Genomic DNA, 14,735 nt, shown 5'->3' on the forward strand with positions numbered 1-14,735 from the left:
AACCGGGCATAAGTTCTCCGGGTGTTTCGTTTCACCCCCTGCAACGGGTACCCGTTCTGACGCGTCTGTAAGAGACGATGGGTTGTGCGGGGATCACGACTGTGAGGGAATCATGCGAGCTGACCAGGACCAGTTGAACAAAGGTCGCGGCGGCCGACCGGTCGGGCGACGCCGCGCTCTCGCCGCGGGGCTGATCGTTGCCGCACTGGCACTGACCTCTGCCTGCACCGGTGGCGGCGACGGGAAACCGTCGTCGTGGCAGGGCGGCACGGAAACCCCCGCGCCGAAGGCGGCCGCCACCATCAGCGAGCCCAAGGCCGACGCCAAGGACGTGCCGGCCGCCACGGCCATCGCCTTCAGCACCACGGAGGCGGTGGAGACGGCGGTCGAGCTCAAGGACTCCGCCGGCGAGACGGTGAAGGGCAAGCTCGCCGCGGACGGCAAGTCCTGGCTCCCGTCCGGCGCGCTCAAGTACGGCGAGACCTACACGGCGACGGTGACCGCGACCGGTGACGACGGTCGGCCCGCCACGGCGACCAGCACCTTCACCACGATGGCCAAGCCCAGTAAGCAGATCCGGGTGAGCAGCTTCCTCGGCGACGGCCAGACGGTCGGTGTCGGTATGCCGCTGATCGTCAAGTTCAGCCGGGCGATTCCCGAGAGCTACCGCGACGACGTGCAGCGCCGGATGACGGTGACCTCGGTGCCGGCGCAGGAGGGCATCTGGCACTGGGTGAGCCCCACCGAGATCCGCTACCGGCCGAAGCAGTTCTGGAAGGCCAACAGCAAGGTCTCGTACCGGGTCCAGGCCGGCGGCCTGCCGATGGGCAGCGGCTGGTACGGGCGCGCCGACCTGACCGTCGACATCAACATCGGCCCCGCGCTGATCATGACGGTGGACAACAAGACCAAGAAGATGACCGTGACCCGCGACGGCAAGACGGTCAAGACGATCCTGGTCAGCCTCGGCAAGAAGAGCACCCCGTCGTCGAGCGGCACCATGGTGGTCATCGAGAAGCTGCGCAAGACGGTCTTCGACACGTTCGAGGAGCTCGGGCCCGAGGAGGGCTACCGCACGAAGATCGACTACGCCCAGCGGCTCACCTGGGGTGGCGAGTTCATCCACGCCGCCCCGTGGTCGGAGGGGCAGCAGGGCAGTGTGAACGTATCCCACGGGTGCGTGAACGTGTCGATGGCCGACGGTGCCTGGCTGTTCACCAACACCCGTATCGGCGATCCGATCACGGTGAAGGGCACCGAGCGCAAGCTCCAGAACGGCAACGGCTGGACCGACTGGAACATGAGCTGGAACGACTACGTCAAGGGCAGCGCCCTGCCGTACGAGCCGCCGACGGAGCCGTCGACCGACGCGACGCCGGACCCGGACGTCACCCCGACCACCGACTGACGTCCCCGAGAGACGACGAAACGCCCCCTCCACGGAGGGGGCGTTTCGCGTCCAAGAACTCCCCCCGACCCCACCCCCGGGGCCCACCCCGCTGATCATGAAGTTGTTGCCGAGCACAACGGCGTGTCGAGGCAATAACTTCATGATCAGCGGCAGCTGCGGCCAGCTGGGGGGCCTGAGGGGTCCCGGGGGGTGGGTGGGGGGGGGTCAGACAGGTCAGGCCCCCTCCGGGGAGGGGGCCTGACCTGTCTGCTGGGGTGACTGATGGGAATTGAACCCACGACAACCGGGACCACAACCCGGTGCTCTGCCAACTGAGCTACAGCCACCATGTCGCCCTGCCCGGTCGAACGCTCCGGGCGGCGCGGAACAATAATAGCCCCCCACCCGGCGACCCCGTCCAGCGGGTTGCACCGGACGTTCGAGCGCCACCGGCGGAGCGCCGGAGCAGAGCTCAGAGCTGCGCAGCGACCGCCTTGGCGCTCTCCACATCGGGGCCGGGCAGCGGCACGAAGATCGTCCGCCGGTAGTACTCCAGTTCCCGGATGCTCTCCCGGATGTCCGCGAGCGCCCGGTGCTCCAGCCCCTTGGCCGGCTGACCGAAGTACACCCGGGGGTACCACCGGCGGCAGAGCTCCTTGATCGACGAGACGTCGATCATCCGGTAGTGCAGGTGGTTGTCGAGCCGGGTCATGTCCCGGGCGATGAAGCCGCGGTCGGTGGCGATCGAGTTGCCGCAGAGCGGGGCGGTACGCGGATCCTTCACGTACGTCGTGACGTAGTCGAGCACCATGTCCTCCGCCTCGGCCATGGTGACCGTCGACCGGCGGACCTCCTCGGTCAGCCCGGACTTCGCGTGCATCGTCCGGACGATCTCCGGCATCGCGTCCAGCGCCGCGTCGTCCGCGTGGATCACGACGTCGACGCCGTCACCCAGGACGTTGAGATCGCGGTCCGTCACCAGCGCCGCCACCTCGATCAGCTTGTCGCTGCGAAGGTCCAGCCCGGTCATCTCACAGTCGATCCAGACGAGGAGATCAGCCACCGGCACAGACTACGCGCAGCCCACGGGCCGCGGATGCGGGCTCCACGGGGACCAGCCCGCTAGGGTTTCCCCGTGCCACCCGAATCCGTCGCACCGCCTGCCGTCACCGATGACGACCCCGGTGGCCGTACGGTCCGCCGTCTCGTCACTGTCGTGGCGCTGGCCGCGGTGCTGCCGGCGCTCTACCTGCCCGGACGGGTACACGACTTCTTCGACCTGAAGATCTACATGCGGGCGATGCGGTGGTGGGCGGCCGGGAACCCGCTCTACGACTACGCCCAGCCGGACCGGGTCCAGGGCGAGCTCTACTTCACCTATCCGCCGTTCAGCGCGCTGCTGCTGCGGCCGTTCGCGCTGATCCCGCTCGGGGCCACGATCGCGATCTTCACGATCCTCACCGTGCTGGGCGTGGTGGTGACCACCCGCTGGCTGGTCCGCCCGGTCATCGCGCGACACAACCTGCCCCGGGCGTTCGTCCTCACGGTGGCGGTGCTGCTGGTGCTGGCCGTGGAGAGTACCCGCGAGACCATCACCTTCGGCCAGATCAACATGCTGCTGGTCGTGCTGATCCTCGCCGACCTGCTCTTCGCCGTACCCCAGGGACGGCGGTGGGCCGGCGTCGGCGTGGGGCTGGCGACGGCGCTCAAGCTCTTTCCCGGCATCTTCATCGTCTACCTGCTCGTCTGCCGCCGCTGGTGGGCGGCGGCGGTGGCCAGCGCGACCGCCGCGGCGGCGACTCTGCTGGCGGCGGCCGTCGCGCCGAACGACTCGTGGCGGTTCTGGACGCATGAACTGTGGGCCACCGACCGGGTGGGGCGCACCGACTACACCGGCAACCAGTCGCTGTTCGGGCTGCTCAGCCGGTTCACCGCACCGGACAAGCCGGACCGGCTGATCTGGCTGCTGCTGGTGGCGGTGGTGACCGCGTACGGGCTGTGGCGTGCGGCCCGGGCCGCACGGGTGGGTGACCACCTCGCCGGCCTGACCCTGACCGGGCTCGTCGGCGGGCTGGTCAGCCCGATCACCTGGACCCACCACCTCTACTGGTTCATCCCGGCCGTGGTGGTGTTCGCCGACGCGGCGCTGCGCACCCGCCCGTCGAGCGCAGCCGCGCCGTCGACCGTCGGCGCTCTGTCCGCCGCCGGTCCGACCGGCGACGACGACCTGGGCCGGCGCCGCAGGCTGGCGGTGCTGGCCGTCGCCACCGCCGCCGTGAGCATCTATGGCGTCGTCACCTTCTACGACTGGGGCGTCGCGCCGGTCAACACCGACAACCCGTGGCAGTTCCTGGTCCGCAACACGTACGTGCTGCTCAGCCTGCTGCTGCTGGTCACCCTGCCGGCCCGGCCGCCCGTGCCGCGACCCGAGTCGTCCCGCCCGACCGCCGAGCCCGAGAAATTGCATCAAATGGACAGAGGGCCCGAGTAGCCATCATCGGCGCTAATCTAGCCTCAACTACCTCAAGGACAACTCGGGTAGCGGCACCGATCCCCCGGTGAGGGTGGCCCTCCACGTCGGCAGCGCGGAGGGCCACTCGCCGTTCGACGGCCCCCTTACCAGCGAACGAACCGGCCCCGCGTGATCGCTCAGGGACGCTGATCGCTGTCGTCCGCCGGCACCCCCGGCCGGCTCCGACCGTCCGCCGGCACCGGTCGAACCGTCTGCTCCGGCTGAACAGGCGGCCAGGCGAGCGTGAGCGTCACCTCCGGCGGGTGCTCCGCGGTCGCCGTCGAGGTCCGGGCCGCCGGGCGGGCGCCGACGTCCGTACCGGAGGGAAGGTCGGTCTCCGCGAGGTCCGCGAGGCTGGCCGGGCGGCGAGCGGGCAGCGCGCCTATCGCGGACCGCTCGGCAGCGCCGGAACCGACCGCCACGAGTTGCCGCTGAACCCTGGTCATCCGGTTGTCGCCGGCGGTCGGCTGAGCGCCCAGACCGCTGAGCGAGGTGACCCCGAGCCGGCCGGCGAGGACCGGCACCTGGTCCGGCTCGACCACGAAGACGACTTCCCGGGGGCGCACCGGGCGGAAGAGCAGGAGCACGGCGAACGTCACCAGCAGCACGCCGCCGGCCAGGAAACCCCACATCGCAGGAGCCGCCCACCCGACGTTCAGCTCGGCGCGCAGGTTCAGGGTCAGGTCCGCGCGGCCGTCCGGGCGCATCACCACCAGGCTCAGCGGGCGGCCCGCGAGATCTTCCGGAGTCCACTCCAGCTCGCCGATGCCCTCACGAATCCAGCCGGGACGGCCCACGGGCGCGGATCCGGCCGGACCGCCGGTGGCCGGCGACGCGCCGGCCGGATCGAGCCGGACCGGCAGCGGGCCGCGGGCCAGCGCCACGCGCCGCACCGTGGCGTGCGGTACGGGTTCCAGCCAGCGCCGGACCTCGTCGGTCGGGGCCAGACCGAGCAACGCGGGACCGTCCGGCGTACTGGCCTCGAGGCGTAGCCGCGCCTGCCCGAACCGGGTGAACGGCGCCTCCTGCCGCAGCAGCCGGTCCAGGTCCGGCACGACCACCGCGTGTCCGGACGTCTGCACGGTCTCGAAGCGGGCCGTGAACGCGCCACTCGGGTCGGCGTGCCGGCCGACCTGCCAGAGCACTCCGCCGGCGAGCAGCGCCGAGAAACCGACGATCAGCAGCACCATTCCGGCGAACGCGCGCACGAACCGCATCCGTTCCGTCCCCCTCCGTAGCCAGACACCCGGTCGACCTTACCGACGCCGACCCGCCGATCAGGGGATATCCACGGCACGCGATCGGGGAAAACGCGCGGGCCCGCCGGATCTCCGGCGGGCCCGCGTGACGGGGTACGGGTCAGGCCTTCGCGGCCGGCTCCCGGCGGCTGCGGCTGAACGCGAGCCCACCGAGCACCAGGCCGGCGAGCCCGGCGACCAGCCCGGCGATGCCGAGCCCGGTGGCGAGACCGTTCCCCTCGGCTTCGTCTCCGTCACCGCCGGCGGCCGAGGCGTTGTTCGCGACCGGAGCCGCCGACGCGGAGGGCGACTCGGCCGCGGCGGCCAGGGTGAGCACCGGCGCCGGGTCCTCCGGCTCCTCCGCGCCCGCCGTCGGCTCCTCGATCCACCGCGAGACGTTGCCGTCCGAGTACGTCTGCAGCGTCTTGAAGACCATCTTGTCGACCTGCGGGAGCGGCCCGAGGGAGACCGGGAACTCCTGGAACTGCCCCGGCTTGATTCCGGCGTCGCCGCTCGCCGTCCAGGTCAGCTTCGACACCGCCTCGCTGATCTGGCTGCCGTGCACCTCGAGCGGCGGGTTCAGCTTCCGCTTCTCCATCGCCACCGTCCAACCCGGCACCGGCATCGTCGAGACCGACCCGACCGGCGCGTTCTCCGGCAGCACCACCTCCAGCTTCACCGTGGAGGCGGTGTCGCTCTCGTTCGGCACCCGGAACGCGATCCGGCCGTAACCGCCCTGGGTCGCCTCCTTCGGGTTCACCGTGACGTGGGCCGACGCGGGCGCGGCGAAGCCGAGCACGGCGGTGGCGACGACACCGACGGCCAGGGCCGCGGCGCCGGCCAGAGAACGGCGGGTACGGGTCATGGGATCGGAACCTCTCTAACGGATCGGCACGGTGGCGGTCACCGTGGCCTGGTCGATGTCGGACGTACGGGCGGTCAGCTTCAGCTGCCAGTCCCCGGACGCGGGCAGGTTGATCTCGCCGGTGGCGTGACTGTCGCTCAACGGCAGCAGCGGGATGTCGATCGGCTCGATCCCGGCCGACGGCAGGGCGGCTGTCGCCTTCCACTCCACCACCGGCTGCGGCCGGCTGTTCTTGTCATACGCGTACAGGTGCACGCTGTTGTTGCCCGGCGCGGCCGGATCCAGCTCGACCTGGATGTCGAGCAGGGAACTGGTGAGCGTGCTGCTGAAGTAGCCGGCTTCGACGCCGGCCGTTTCAGCGGCGGTACGGGCCGGCGGGGTCTGCACCAGCACCGTGGTCACGCCGAGCACCACCACCGTGATCGCGAGCTCCACCCAGACGGCCCGGCGAACCGACCCCGGCCGCTGCTCGGCGATCCGCCGGCGCACCATCTGCCGCGAGTACGCGGCCACCCCCATGACCAGCGCGAACAGCCCGATCTTGACCAGCAGCAGCTGGCCGTAGGTGGTGTTGACCAGGGCGCTCGGCGTGGCCACCTCGATCAGGCCCTGCACCACGCCGGCGAGCAGCAGCGCGGACACGGCCAGTGCCGCCCAACGGGACCAGATCGGCATGATCGCGCCGAGTTCCCGCTCGTCGCCCCGGCGCAGCAGGAAGACGGCGAGCATCAGCAAGCCGCCGAGCCAGACCGCCATGCTGCCCAGGTGCACGGTGTCGACCACCACGGAGACCGCCGGGGCCGGCGAGGCGGCGGGGTGCCCGGCCAGCGGCCAGGTCAGCAGACCGGCCACCCCGAGCACCGCCAGGATGATCCCGTCGGCTCGCCCGGCGGGCCCCGCGAGCAGCGGCCGGAGCAGGAAGGCGGCCGCGGCCAGCAGACCGAGTCGGACCAGGTGCACCGCGCCGAAGGTGCTGCCCAGCACGGTGCCGAGGCCCTCACCGGTGACTTCGAAGAGCCCACCGCCGGCCGTGTACGGCACCTGCAACCACAGGTCGGCGAGGGTGGAGAGGGCGACCAGGCCGAGGCCGACCCAGGCGAGCCGGGCCGGACCACGCCGGCTGAGCCGCCGCGGCCACAGCGCGGCCAGCACCAGCGCCGGCCCGATCAGCAGCACGAGGCCGGCGTAGCCGAGGAACTTGGCGACCTTCACCGCGTTCTCGACGACCGGATTCGCCCGGCTGTTGTCGCCGGTGTCCTGCGGGGGAGGCGACGGAGCCCCGACCGAGTAGGTGAACGCGCCGGAGACCGGGTGGCTGTCGGCTGAGATCACCCGGTAGCTGACGAGGTACGTGCCGCGCTCGCCCGCCGGGTCGACCGGGATCTTCACCACCGCGCCTTGGAAGTCCGGATCGCCACGGTCGGCACGGGAGCCGTCCGGCGCGATGACACGGATCTTGTCGGGCACCTTCTGGACCGACTCGCTGAAGGTGAGCACCACCTCCGACGGCCCGGTCGGCACGACGGCCGACGCGGCAGGGCTGGAGCTGGAGAGCACCGCGTGCGCGCTCGCGGGCGTGGCCGGGGCGATGAGGAGAGCGACGACGGCGACGAGGAGTCCGGCGGCCGCGACGAGCCGACCGAACCAGCGGCGAGGGGAAGAGATCATGCCGGCCATGCTCGCCGACTGCGGCGGTCGACGGCCACCCCGCCTCACCCGCGCCCCGAAGCCAACACGTCCGGCACCGTCGGCTCCGCCCGCGGATCCGCTCCGTCCGGCCGTGCCGACAGCGCCGCCCGTACGTGGTCGCATGTCATGACGAGGTAGTCGGCGGGAACCCGGAGAAAGTTCCCGGCGTGGTGCAGACCATGGATGAGTCCAAGCCTCCCCGCCGCCCGTCACGTGCCGCGTAACCTGGTTTGTCGTGATCCCCGCCCCGCGCGACGCCACCGCCGGCCCTGCCGGACCGGTCGGGGCTGCCCGGGACCCGGTCACCGAGTGGGCGCGGGCGGCGGGCGAGAGCGACCCGGCCGCGCAGGTGGGGGTGTGGCGCTTCGCCGCGGCCCTGGTGGATCCGGACAGCACCGACGATCTGACCCGCGACGCGTTCGTGCTCAGCCAGCTGCTCGGCCTCTCCTACGCCGAGGCCGCCGCCGTGGCGGGGGTGCCCGTGGGCACCATCCGCTCCCGGGTGGCAAGGGCCCGTGACGATCTGGTCGAGGCGGTCGGCGACGCCATGGCCGGTTGACCGGGCGGAACTTCCGGTGGAGGCGGCACGACTAATGACCGTGACAGCACCGAGCACCCGGGCCCTGCGTTGGCCCGCCGTCCGGCTCTGGCTCGGCACGGCCGCCCGCCTCGGCCTGGCCGCCGTGTGGCTGCTCGCCGGCGCGTCCAAGGTCGACGACCTCGCCGCGTCCGGCCGGGCGGTGAACGCCTACCAGGTCCTGCCGTACGACGTGTCGACCGTGGTCGGCGCGGCGCTGCCCTTCGTCGAGCTGGCCCTGGGCGTGCTCCTGCTGCTGGGGCTGGCGACCCGGCTCACCGCGGGAATCTCCGCCGCCCTACTGGTGATCTTCATCACGGGCATCGCGTCGGCCTGGGCCCGTGGGCTCGCCATCGACTGCGGCTGTTTCGGCAGCGGCGGGCAGCTCGCCGAGGGGCAGGCGCCGAGTTACCTCCCGGAGATCCTTCGGGACCTGGGTTTCCTGGTGATGGCGGGATTCCTGCTGATCTGGCCGCGTACGCCCGTCTCGGTGGACGGCTGGCTGACGGGAGAACCCGTCGTGGAGGACGAGGATGAGTAGTCGCAGAGGACAGCAGGGCGCGGCCAAGGTCGTCCGGCAGCAGCTCGCCCGCGAACGTCGACGCCGCCGAACGATCTGGGTCTCGGTGACCGCCGTGGCGGTCGTGCTCATCGCCGGGCTGATCGGCTGGGGTGTCTGGTCCAGCCAGAAGTCGGACGAGTTCACCGCCCCGAAGAACACCGCCGAGGGTGGCACCGGCGTGGTGGTCGGCTCCGGCCCGGTGACCGTGGACATCTACGAGGACTTCCTCTGCCCGGTCTGCAAGCAGTTCCAGGACACCAGCGGCGCCACCGTCGACCAGCTGATCAGCGAGGGCAGGATCAGAGCCGTGTACCACCCGGTCGCGTACCTCAACCGCTTCTCCACCACCGAGTACTCCACCCGTTCCTCCGCCGCCTCAGGGTGCGCGGCCGACGAGGGCAAGTTCGCCGAGTACGCCAAGGCGCTCTACCAACGACAGCCGCCGGAGGGCAGCGCCGGGCTGACCGACGACGAACTGATCGACATCGGCGCGGGCGTGGGCCTGAACCGCGACGACTTCGGCTCCTGCGTCCGCGACAACACCTTCAAGTCCTGGACCGAACACGTCACCGACACGGCGAGCCGCAACAACGTCACCGGCACACCCACCGTGATCATCGACGGTCAGCAGGTCACCGACCGCAGCCCGGACGGAATCCGGGCGGCCGTGGAGGCGGCCGGCAAGTGATCCGTAACCTACTGACGCGGGCCGGGCTGGTCGCTGCCGCCGCGCTCACCGCGACCCTCGCCACCGCCGCACCGGCCGCCGCGCACGGCGCCGACGCCCCCGACGGCACCGACTACCGGACCACCGTGACCGGGATCGCCCCGGCCCGCGACGGGCTGGAGGTCCGAGCGGTCGAAGCGGGCGCCCGGCTCGAACTGACCAACCACACCGGCCGTCCCGTCGAGGTGACCGGCTACTCCGGCGAGCCGTACCTGCGGGTCGGCCCGGACGGCGTGTACGAGAACATCCACTCCCCCGCGACCTACCTCAACCGCACCATCTCCGGGGACACCACGCTGCCGCCGGAGGCCGACCCGGCCGCCGAGCCGTCCTGGCGTCGGGTGGCCGACGGGCCGAGCGTGCGCTGGCACGACCAGCGGGCCCTGTACCAGGAGGCCGCGCCGCCGCCGGCCGCCCTGGCCGCCCCGGATCGGGAACACCGGGTCCGGGACTGGTCGGTGCCGTTGCGCGCCGGATCCGAGCCGATGGAGATCCGCGGCACGCTCGACTGGGTGCCCCCACCCGACTCGTACAGCTGGTGGGCCGTGACGATCGTCGGCCTGCTCGCCGTCGGCGCGCTCGGGCTGCTGCCGGCGGGCTCCGTGCCCGGCGGGCGCGCGCTGGCCGGTGTGGGTGCGCTGCTGGCCGCCGGCGGCGCGGCAGCCGTGGCGTACACCGTCGGACGCGCGCTGGACGCCGGCGCACAGGGGCTGGGCGGAGTACTGCTCGGGCTGCTCACCGGGCAACTCTGGGCGCTGCTCACCGGCCTCGGCGCGATCGCGGCCGGCGTGTACGCCCTGGCCCGCCGTCCCGCCGCCGACTTCACCGTGGCGCTCGCCGGCGCCTGCCTGGCGCTCTTCGCCGGCGTGGCGAACGCCACCGTCTTCACCCGCGCGGTCGCCCCCGCGCCCTGGTCGGCGACGTGGGCCCGGGTGCTCCTCGCGGCCATCCTGATCACCGGCGTGGGAGCCACCGCCGCCGGCGCGCTGCGCCTGCACGCCGCAAGGAACTCCACGCGCCGGCCCACGTCGGCGGCGGGCGCCGGCGCGGAGGCGAAGAACGCCACCGCCGCTGAGCGGGACGACACCGCCGGCCCGGGGCCGGGAGCCGCGACCGAGCCGGCAGCGAACGGCGCCGGTCAGGAGCGGGCAGCCGCGCGGGGATCGAAACCGTAGGGCAGCTCGAGACGGTGCCGCGCCAGCAGGTCGGCGTCGGCGAGCAGGTCGGCGGTGGGGGCGTCGGCCACGATCCGCCCACCGTCGAGGATCACCGAGCGGTCGCAGAGCTCGGCGGCGTACGGCAGGTCGTGGGTCACCATGAGCATCGTCACCGACAGCGTACGGAGAATCTCGGCCAGCTCGCGCCGGGCCGCCGGATCGAGGTTCGACGACGGCTCGTCGAGCACCAGGATCTCCGGACGCATGGCCAGTACGGTGGCCACCGCCACCCGGCGGCGCTGCCCGAACGAGAGGTGGTGCGGCGCGCGGTCCCGATGCTCGGACATGCCCACCGCGGCGAGCGCCTCGTCGACCCGCTCGGCCAACTCCGCCCCCCGCAGCCCCAGGTTGGCCGGGCCGAACGCCACGTCCTCCGCGACGGTGGGCAGGAAGAGCTGATCGTCCGGATCCTGGAAGACGATGCCCACCCGACGCCGTACCTCGGCGAGGGTGGCCCGGTCCGGCGTCACCGTCAGCCCGCCGACGCTCACGCTGCCCTCGGTCGGGGTGAGGATGCCGTTCAGGTGCAGCACCAACGTGGTCTTGCCGGCGCCGTTCGGGCCGAGCAGCGCCACCCGCTCACCGCGCGGCACGGTGAGGTCGACCCCGTGCAGGGCCACATGCCCGTCCGGGTACGCGAAACGGACCCCACGGGCGTCCAGGCTGGGTGTCGTCGGCTGCACGGTGCCGATCATCCCAGCACCAGGGCGGTGGCCGCGATCGAGGCCGCCAGCACCGGCACGGTGGCCGCGACGAGCCACTGCCCGGCGGTGGCCGCGCCCGCACCCTGCCAGACCGCCGGCATCCGCCCCGCGTAGCCGCGGGACAACATCGCCAGGTACACCCGCTCGCCCCGCTCGAACGCGCGCAGGAAGAGCGCGCCGATGCCCGCGGCGAAGCCGCGCAACTGCCAGAGGAACCGCGGATCGTCACCCCGGGAGATCCGGGCCACCCGCATCCGCCGCGCCTCGCCGACCAGCACGTCGAGGTAGCGCAGCATGAAACTGGCGATCTGGGTGAGCAGATGTGGGCAGCGCAGCCGGTCCAGGCCGAGGATCAGGTCCCGAGTGGTGGTGGTCGCGGCGAGCAGCAGCGACGCGAGGACGCCGAGCGTGCCCTTCGCCACGATGTTCCAGCTGCCGTAGAGACCGTCCACGGACAGGTGCAGCCCGGCGACGGCGATCCGCTCGCCCGCGCCGAGGAACGGCAGCGCCACCGCGAAGAGCACGAACGGCAGCTCGATCAGCGCCCGGCTGAGCAGCCAGCGGGGCCCCACCCGGGCCAGTGCCGCGACCGCCGCCACCAGGAGGGCGTACCCGCCGAAGGCCCAGAACGCCTCACGCGGGGTGGCCACCACCGCGACGGTGAAGACCACCATCGCCACGATCTTGACCTCGGGCGGAAGCCGGTGCACCGGCGAAGAGCTCTCGCGGTACAGCACGTGCCCGTGACCGGCCCCCACCGCCATCAGCTCCGGCCGGCCGGGGCCGACGCGGTGCCCTCGGAAGTCGCGTCACCGCCGGTGCCGGGGACGACGGCCGACGTCACGCCGTCGACCGCCGCGCCGGACGAGCGGCGGCGCAGCAGCCAGAAGGCCCCACCCCCGACCGCGAACGTCAGCAGTACGCCGAGCACCCCGGAAAGGCCGGTGGAGAGGAAGCCGTTCTCGATGCCGCGTACCCCGTAGTCGGCCAGCGGGCTGTCGGCCAGTTCGTGATCCTTGGCCTGCTGGGCCGGGCAACTGCCGCCGACGATGTTGTCGTCGGCGTCGACGGTGCAGCCCTTGAGCAGCGAGGAGTCCAGCCCGTCCGGGTGCGACGAGGCGTAGTTGCTGACCACGCCGGCCAGCACCAGGGCGACCAGCAGGCCGCCGACGATGAAAGCCCAGGGACGCTTGTTCACCGGACACCTCCGACGGCCGGGACGGTGGACGCCGCGGCGGGGCGCAGCCCACGCAGCGCGTAGACGAGATCGGGACGCACCTTGGCGACGGTGACCACCGTGGTCGCGGTGATCAGGCCCTCCCCGATGCCGATCAGCAGGTGGGCACCGGCCATCGTGCCGGCCAGACCGGCCAGGTTGCTGCCGAGGTCGGTGGTGCCACCCAGCCAGTACTGCACGACGAAGCCCTGCGACGCGACCACCACGCTGAGCATCGCCGAGACGAAGGCGGTGACCGCCAGGCCGGCCGGCGTGCGGGGCAGCACCCGCAGCAGCAGGGCGATGAGCAGGTACGCCGCGGCGGTGCCGACGAGCGCCATGTTCGTGATGTTCAAACCGAGCATCGCCACCCCGCCGTCACCGAACACCAGTGCCTGCACCACCAGCACGACCGAGACGCAGAGCGCGCCGACCCAGGGGCCGACCAGCATCGCGGCGAGCGCGCCGCCGAGCAGGTGGCCGCTCACACCGGCGGTGAAGATCGGAAAGTTGAGCATCTGCACGGCGAAGATGAACGCGGCGACCAGCCCGGCCATCGGCGCGAGACGGTCATCGAGATCCCGCCGCCCGCGCAGCACGCAGACGGTCAGGGTCGCCAGTGCGAGGGCAGCGAAGATCGCGGCCACCGGGCCGTTGATGATCCCGTTCGAAATGTGCATCGCCAGGGTTTCCACGCGACCTCCCACGCGTCGGCGGGCCCGTCCTCGCCGGCCGGATCAGACTATTTGCCGAACCTTTCTCTTGCAAAGAGATGGCATTAAGCCCCGGTGTTGATCAACAAACGGGCGCGTGCCGGCACCGGCCCGACGCTCACCACCGGCGGTAGGGTCGGGCCATGACCGCTACCCGCCTCTCCCCCGGTGACCCGGCGCCCGAGTTCACCCTGCCCACCGACACCGGCGACACGCTCACCCTGGCCGACCTGCGCGGTCGCCGGGTGATCCTCTACGCCTACCCGGCAGCGATGACCCCCGGCTGCACCAAGCAGGCCTGTGACTTCCGCGACTCGCTCGCCTCCCTGCAGGCCGCCGGCTACGAGGTGGTCGGCATCTCACCGGACAAGCCGGAGAAGCTGGCGAAGTTCCGCGAGCGGGACGCGATCACCTTCCCGCTCGTGTCCGACACCGACAAGAGCGTGCTGACCGCCTACGGCGCGTACGGCGAGAAGCAGCTCTACGGGAAGACCGTGACCGGCGTGATCCGCTCGACCTTCGTCATCGACCCCGACGGCAAGATCGAGCGGGCGCTCTACAACGTCAAGGCCACCGGGCACGTCGCCAAGCTCCGCCGCGACCTCGGCCTCGACTGAAGTGTCGTATCGGACCACTACCGTTCGTGAGTGGTCCGATACAAATACCCGCCGGAAGCGCTCGCCGAGGCCGCAGCCGCCGCGCGCAGCGTCACCGAGGTGCTGCGACTGCTCGGCGTACGGGTCAGTGGAGGCTCGCACGCGCACATCAGCCGGCAGCTCAAACGCTTCGGCATCGACACGTCGCACTTCACTGGGCACGCACACAACAAGGGGCAGCGCGGCCGGCGAAGGCCGGCAACGGAGCTCCTGACGAAGCTGCCCGACGGATCCCGTCGCGTTCCTGGCACCCGGCTCAAGCGAGCGCTGGCGACGATCGGCCTGCCGGAGGAGTGCGAAGCCTGCGGGATCGGGCCGACGTGGCAGGGGGCCAAGCTCACCCTGCATGTGGACCACATCAACGGCGACTTCCTCGACAACCGGCCGCAGAACCTCCGGCTGCTCTGCCCCAACTGCCACAGCCAGACCGCCACGTACGCCGGCCAGCGCCGCCCAGCCCTCGTCGCACCCGACGTGGTCTACGATCCTGAAGCTGTCACTCCAACAGGCTTCCCAATAGGCAGGCGGCTGCCTCGTCGGCCAGAATGGCCATGGACCATGGTGGAGTACCGCATGAAGGGGCCGTAGCCCAACTGGCAGGAGGCACACGGTTTAGGTCCGTGACAGTGCGGGTTCGAATCCCGCCGGCCCTACCCAACGGCCTGGTCG

At 71.8% G+C, this 14,735-nt stretch carries 15 protein-coding genes, 2 tRNA genes and 1 pseudogene; 9 read left to right on the plus strand and 9 right to left on the minus strand.

All coding sequences use genetic code 11. The annotated features are described in order from the left end of the window. Positions 1–112 precede the first annotated feature (112 nt). Positions 113–1,408: an Ig-like domain-containing protein gene (locus tag AB0F98_RS04120; RefSeq protein ID WP_357728283.1), complete on the plus strand. Its 1,296-nt coding sequence runs from the start codon at positions 113–115 to the stop codon at positions 1,406–1,408. Positions 1,409–1,661: 253 nt separating this feature from the next. On the opposite strand, the gene AB0F98_RS04125 is transcribed toward AB0F98_RS04120, so the two are convergent. Then, positions 1,662–1,737, minus strand: a tRNA-His gene (locus AB0F98_RS04125). A 125-nt stretch (positions 1,738–1,862) separates the two neighbouring features. Then, entirely contained in the window at positions 1,863–2,459 is a 597-nt protein-coding gene (gene orn / locus AB0F98_RS04130; RefSeq protein WP_357728286.1) for an oligoribonuclease, read from the minus strand. Between the two features lie 66 nt (positions 2,460–2,525). On the opposite strand from orn, the gene AB0F98_RS04135 reads away from it, so the two are divergent. Continuing rightward, positions 2,526–3,881 carry a glycosyltransferase family 87 protein gene (locus tag AB0F98_RS04135; RefSeq protein ID WP_357728289.1) on the plus strand — a complete coding sequence of 452 codons (1,356 nt, stop codon included), beginning with the start codon at positions 2,526–2,528 and terminating at the stop codon, positions 3,879–3,881. Between the two features lie 158 nt (positions 3,882–4,039). Here the strand turns inward: AB0F98_RS04135 and AB0F98_RS04140 are convergent. The 3 genes and pseudogenes from AB0F98_RS04140 to AB0F98_RS04150 form a co-directional block, all read right to left on the minus strand. Beyond that, positions 4,040–4,591: pseudogene (locus AB0F98_RS04140) on the minus strand (hypothetical protein); the annotation flags it as partial. A 670-nt stretch (positions 4,592–5,261) separates the two neighbouring features. After that, the gene (locus AB0F98_RS04145) at positions 5,262–6,005 is read right to left on the minus strand and encodes a YcnI family protein (RefSeq protein ID WP_357728292.1); all 744 of its coding nucleotides are present in this window, start codon (positions 6,003–6,005) and stop codon (positions 5,262–5,264) included. 15 nt (positions 6,006–6,020) lie between these two features. After that, positions 6,021–7,682, minus strand: coding sequence for a copper resistance protein CopC (locus tag AB0F98_RS04150; RefSeq protein ID WP_357728295.1), 1,662 nt, complete (start codon positions 7,680–7,682; stop codon positions 6,021–6,023). 247 nt (positions 7,683–7,929) lie between these two features. Between AB0F98_RS04150 and AB0F98_RS04155 the strand changes: the two genes are divergently transcribed. Genes AB0F98_RS04155 through AB0F98_RS04170 form a run of 4 tightly spaced genes read left to right on the plus strand, consistent with a single transcriptional unit; the run spans position 7,930 to position 10,735 of the window. Next, a complete protein-coding gene (locus tag AB0F98_RS04155) occupies positions 7,930–8,253 on the plus strand; it encodes a sigma factor-like helix-turn-helix DNA-binding protein (protein WP_357728298.1) in 324 nt (107 codons plus the stop codon). Between the two features lie 34 nt (positions 8,254–8,287). Continuing rightward, positions 8,288–8,812: a MauE/DoxX family redox-associated membrane protein gene (locus AB0F98_RS04160; RefSeq protein WP_357728301.1), complete on the plus strand. Its 525-nt coding sequence runs from the start codon at positions 8,288–8,290 to the stop codon at positions 8,810–8,812. Beyond that, positions 8,805–9,521: a thioredoxin domain-containing protein gene (locus tag AB0F98_RS04165; protein WP_357728304.1), complete on the plus strand. Its 717-nt coding sequence runs from the start codon at positions 8,805–8,807 to the stop codon at positions 9,519–9,521. The genes AB0F98_RS04160 and AB0F98_RS04165 overlap by 8 nt, the downstream gene beginning before the upstream one ends. Continuing rightward, on the plus strand, positions 9,518–10,735 hold the full coding sequence (locus AB0F98_RS04170; protein WP_357728306.1) for a hypothetical protein: 1,218 nt from the start codon (positions 9,518–9,520) through the stop codon (positions 10,733–10,735). The genes AB0F98_RS04165 and AB0F98_RS04170 overlap by 4 nt, the downstream gene beginning before the upstream one ends. On the opposite strand, the gene AB0F98_RS04175 is transcribed toward AB0F98_RS04170, so the two are convergent. The 4 genes from AB0F98_RS04175 to AB0F98_RS04190 are packed head-to-tail and all read right to left on the minus strand — an operon-like array spanning position 10,699 to position 13,392. Next, positions 10,699–11,472, minus strand: coding sequence for an ABC transporter ATP-binding protein (locus AB0F98_RS04175; RefSeq protein WP_357728309.1), 774 nt, complete (start codon positions 11,470–11,472; stop codon positions 10,699–10,701). The genes AB0F98_RS04170 and AB0F98_RS04175 overlap by 37 nt on opposite strands. Then, entirely contained in the window at positions 11,469–12,239 is a 771-nt protein-coding gene (cbiQ, locus tag AB0F98_RS04180; protein WP_357728312.1) for a cobalt ECF transporter T component CbiQ, read from the minus strand. The genes AB0F98_RS04175 and cbiQ overlap by 4 nt, the downstream gene beginning before the upstream one ends. A 5-nt stretch (positions 12,240–12,244) precedes the next feature. Then, entirely contained in the window at positions 12,245–12,679 is a 435-nt protein-coding gene (locus AB0F98_RS04185) for a PDGLE domain-containing protein (protein WP_357728315.1), read from the minus strand. Continuing rightward, entirely contained in the window at positions 12,676–13,392 is a 717-nt protein-coding gene (locus AB0F98_RS04190; RefSeq protein ID WP_357728318.1) for an energy-coupling factor ABC transporter permease, read from the minus strand. Before AB0F98_RS04190 ends, AB0F98_RS04185 begins: the two co-directional genes overlap by 4 nt. A gap of 161 nt (positions 13,393–13,553) precedes the next feature. Between AB0F98_RS04190 and bcp the strand changes: the two genes are divergently transcribed. The 3 genes from bcp (at position 13,554) to AB0F98_RS04205 (ending at position 14,719) form a co-directional block, all read left to right on the plus strand. Beyond that, on the plus strand, positions 13,554–14,027 hold the full coding sequence (bcp, locus tag AB0F98_RS04195; RefSeq protein WP_357728321.1) for a thioredoxin-dependent thiol peroxidase: 474 nt from the start codon (positions 13,554–13,556) through the stop codon (positions 14,025–14,027). Positions 14,028–14,057: 30 nt separating this feature from the next. Beyond that, a complete protein-coding gene (locus tag AB0F98_RS04200) occupies positions 14,058–14,654 on the plus strand; it encodes an HNH endonuclease (RefSeq protein ID WP_357728324.1) in 597 nt (198 codons plus the stop codon). Then, positions 14,645–14,719, plus strand: a tRNA-Leu gene (locus AB0F98_RS04205). Before AB0F98_RS04200 ends, AB0F98_RS04205 begins: the two co-directional genes overlap by 10 nt. Positions 14,720–14,735: the final 16 nt, after the last annotated feature.

It is taken from the genome of Micromonospora sp. NPDC023737, assembly GCF_040639715.1.
Classification (GTDB): domain Bacteria; phylum Actinomycetota; class Actinomycetes; order Mycobacteriales; family Micromonosporaceae; genus Micromonospora.

Excerpts from the sequence above, each read along its gene's own strand:
- AB0F98_RS04120 (WP_357728283.1), top strand. The coding sequence starts at position 113 with ATGCGAGCTGACCAGGACCAGTTGAACAAAGGTCGCGGCGGCCGACCG.
- bcp (WP_357728321.1), top strand. The coding sequence starts at position 13,554 with ATGACCGCTACCCGCCTCTCCCCCGGTGACCCGGCGCCCGAGTTCACC.
- AB0F98_RS04160 (WP_357728301.1), top strand. The coding sequence starts at position 8,288 with ATGACCGTGACAGCACCGAGCACCCGGGCCCTGCGTTGGCCCGCCGTC.
- AB0F98_RS04165 (WP_357728304.1), top strand. The coding sequence starts at position 8,805 with ATGAGTAGTCGCAGAGGACAGCAGGGCGCGGCCAAGGTCGTCCGGCAG.
- AB0F98_RS04145 (WP_357728292.1), bottom strand. The coding sequence starts at position 6,005 with ATGACCCGTACCCGCCGTTCTCTGGCCGGCGCCGCGGCCCTGGCCGTC.
- AB0F98_RS04175 (WP_357728309.1), bottom strand. The coding sequence starts at position 11,472 with ATGATCGGCACCGTGCAGCCGACGACACCCAGCCTGGACGCCCGTGGG.
- AB0F98_RS04150 (WP_357728295.1), bottom strand. The coding sequence starts at position 7,682 with ATGGCCGGCATGATCTCTTCCCCTCGCCGCTGGTTCGGTCGGCTCGTC.